At 56.9% G+C, this 3,036-nt stretch carries 3 protein-coding genes and 1 pseudogene; all 4 read left to right on the top strand.

The annotated features are described in order from the left end of the window. Positions 1-198, top strand: a pseudogene (locus THISIDRAFT_RS06390) (Rpn family recombination-promoting nuclease/putative transposase); the annotation flags it as partial. A 230-nt stretch (positions 199-428) separates the two neighbouring features. Continuing rightward, the gene (locus tag THISIDRAFT_RS06385; RefSeq protein ID WP_246585340.1) at positions 429-1,442 is read left to right on the top strand and encodes a PD-(D/E)XK nuclease family transposase; all 1,014 of its coding nucleotides are present in this window, start codon (positions 429-431) and stop codon (positions 1,440-1,442) included. A gap of 389 nt (positions 1,443-1,831) precedes the next feature. Further along, positions 1,832-2,146 carry an antA/AntB antirepressor family protein gene (locus THISIDRAFT_RS06380; protein WP_006788891.1) on the top strand — a complete coding sequence of 105 codons (315 nt, stop codon included), beginning with the start codon at positions 1,832-1,834 and terminating at the stop codon, positions 2,144-2,146. Between the two features lie 146 nt (positions 2,147-2,292). Next, positions 2,293-2,670, top strand: coding sequence for a hypothetical protein (locus tag THISIDRAFT_RS06375; protein WP_221913967.1), 378 nt, complete (start codon positions 2,293-2,295; stop codon positions 2,668-2,670). The last annotated feature ends 366 nt before the right edge of the window (positions 2,671-3,036 follow it).

The following is a 3,036-nucleotide window of genomic DNA, read 5'->3' as shown; positions in this document are numbered from 1 at the left end:
CAGGCGCGGAGGCGGGAAGCGTTAGCGCAGGCGCGTGAAGAGCAGGAACGTGCGGCTAGAGAACAAGCGCAGGCTCGGGAAGAGCAGGCGCGGATGCGGGAAGCGTTAGCACAGGCTCGGGAAGAGCAGGAACGGACGGCGAAGGAAGCGGCGCTGGCGGAAATTGAGCGCCTTAAAGCGCAGTTGCGCGGGGAATAACCGGGGTACGGAGCGCCGAGTGGTACTCGGCTGGTTTTAAAGCATTCTCGATGAAAGCTGATGTTCCGACTGGCCGAGTGCAACTCGGCGCTCCTCGTGGCGGCATCATCTTGATGCCGCTGCAAAAAAGCGACGGCTAGAAGCCGCCGCCACGTCAAGCAGAGCCGGGGCTGTGCCGCCATACGCCAAGCCATTGCCCAGACAGCCTCACCCGGCTAAACTCCCTCACCATGAACCACCACCCCATCGACCCCAAAATCGACTGCGTGTTTAAAGCTTTGCTCGGCGCCGAGGACAACCGCGCTTTGCTGATTCACTTTCTCAACGCCAACCTCAACAGCGCCCTGCCGGCCCCCATCACCGAAGTCGAGATCCTCAACCCCTACAACGACAAAGAATTCCTTGACGACAAACTCAGCATCGTCGATGTCAAAGCGCGTGACCAACACGGCAATCTCTACCCCGATCGAAACCCAACCTCTTCAGCCACCGGACCTCCCCCGCCCGCATCCTCTACACCTGGACAGACCTTCTACAGCGCCCAACTCAAAACCGGTCAGGACTACGGCCAGCTCAAACCCACCTATGCCATCTGGCTATTGGGAGAAACCCTGTTACCCGAGCGTCCCGAGGCCATCCACGACTTTCGCCTGCGCGACAGCGCCGGGCGGGGATTCATTGAGCACGGCGGCATCTGGCTTTTAGAACTGAACAAACATCCCATCCACACCGTCCAAACCGAACAACACCGCTGGCTCAAATTCTTCCAGGATGGCGAACAGCTCAATGCCGAGGCCCTACCCACCTGGATGGACACCGACGAAATGAGGCAAGCCATGAGCACCTTAAAACGCTTTTCGGAAAAAGACCGTGCCTATCATGCCTATCAGGCCCGGCAAAACTACCTGCGCGAACAGCGCAGTATTCAGCGGCATTTAGAAGAACTGCAGGCGGAGACAGAGCAACTGCAGGCTGAAGCTGAGCGGCGGCGGGTGGAGGCGGAGCAATTTCAGGTTGAAGCTGAGCGGCGGCGGGTGGAGGCCGAGCAACTGCAGGCCGAGGCGGAGCAGGCGCGGAGGCGGGAAGCGTTAGCGCAGGCGCGTGAAGAGCAGGAACGTGCGGCGAAGGAACAGGAAAGGGCGGCCAGAGAACAAGCGCAGGCTCGGGAAGAGCAGGAACGGGCGGCGAAGGAAGCGGCGCTGGCGGAAATTGAGCGCCTCAAGGCGCAGTTGCGCGGTGAATAACCGGGGTACGGAGCGCCGAGTGGTACTCGGCTGGTTTTTAATCCATGTTCCTGTTACCCGACCAGCCGAGTAAAACTCGGCGATCCGTGCGGTCTCTTCCAGAGGCCGCTTTTTTTTGCCCAAGGCGCTGTGCGGTCCCAGGAGCCGCTTGACACCGTTCACGCTGAAGCATAGCCTGTCCACAGAGTCTGAAAAATCTAGTAAAAGCGGCCCCCGCCCCGACAGCTGCGGTTTTTTTGTGTGCATAACGTTTGCCCATGATCGGGAGGGGATGAATACAAAACCCTTTACCGGGGAATAAGTCCACCGTTTCTTTTACGCGGTTTTCAGCCTCCTGATCGCCCTTGCATTTGAGGGCTTTACCTCTCTGAAAAAAGGTGTAAAAGGTCATGCAAACTATCATTTCTCTCCATCAGTCGCTGATTGGCGGCGAACTTCAGCAGTCCGTCAATGCCCGCGAATTACACACTTTCCTGCAAAGCAAGCAACGATTTTCGGATTGGATTAAAAACCGAATTGAGCAATATCAATTTGCTCAAGATGTTGATTTTTCAGTCATTCATAGTTTTATGAATGACGCCAGTGCCTTTGGTGGCAAACGCAAACACACCGATTACCATCTCACCCTCGACATGGCCAAGGAGCTGTCGATGGTAGAGCGCAACGCCAAAGGGCGTCAGGCGCGGCGCTATTTCATCGACTGAGAACGCATCGCCAAAGCAGCCGTCGCCACGGCACAGACATCGAAACCCACCTGACCCATGCCGTCGATCACCTCAGCGGCGCTTTACACAACCTCACCGAAGCTCTGCAACAGGCCCAAGGCCGCAAGCGCGAGCATCTAAGCCACTTGGTACACCGCCTTAACCCCACGAACCTTCAACCCTCTACCGCATCACCTCCGTCCTCCCCGCCCCCCAGCTGCTACACCCCCGAACCGGAAAACGCCCTGAGCGAATCCATGCAGGAAAAACTCGCCGCCTGGCTACACGGCCGCCGCCGGTGTACCTTGTATGAGGTCTGCCTGGAAGTGTTTGGCATACCGCCGGAAGACCTCAACCGCGCCGGACAAACCCGCTTGGGCTGTATGCTCAAGTCATTGGGCTGGGTGTCACAGCGTGAAACCGTGGCTTCTCGCGCCAAGATAGTGAATGGTTATACTATGGGCTTGTTCTGCAGGGGTGTTTACTTTGATTTCACAAGCGCGTCATTTGGCGATTTTGCGTGACCCGGAGCAGCAGTAATGGGCGGCCTTGCAGGTGCGCACCGATGGGGCTTTTCCCTTGCTGTGGTTTGCACTGTTTGCGCAGTGTGAGCGCTTTAGCCATTTGCCGCCGGTAATGCTGCCTACCCCACCGCTTGAGGTATTCACCCACCGAACGCATCGGCATCCGCAACCCGGTCTCCTGCCTGATCAACTCCTGTGCCGCCGGGTGCAGGCTTCTAGCATCTTTTTTTTCATGCATCAAATCATCGCACAATTACGTAGCTATTTGATTGCCGGGTTAATACATCAGTCACATAAAAATTAGTAATTGTTAACGCCCTCTAGGTTTTCGATATGTAAACCACCGCCTCAACCTCGTTGCCATTG

It is taken from the genome of Thiorhodospira sibirica ATCC 700588, assembly GCF_000227725.2.
GTDB lineage: Bacteria > Pseudomonadota > Gammaproteobacteria > Ectothiorhodospirales > Ectothiorhodospiraceae > Thiorhodospira > Thiorhodospira sibirica.
This window is presented reverse-complemented; position numbering and strand designations above follow the sequence as displayed.

Excerpts from the sequence above, each read along its gene's own strand:
- THISIDRAFT_RS06385 (WP_246585340.1), top strand. The coding sequence starts at position 429 with ATGAACCACCACCCCATCGACCCCAAAATCGACTGCGTGTTTAAAGCT.
- THISIDRAFT_RS06380 (WP_006788891.1), top strand. The coding sequence starts at position 1,832 with ATGCAAACTATCATTTCTCTCCATCAGTCGCTGATTGGCGGCGAACTT.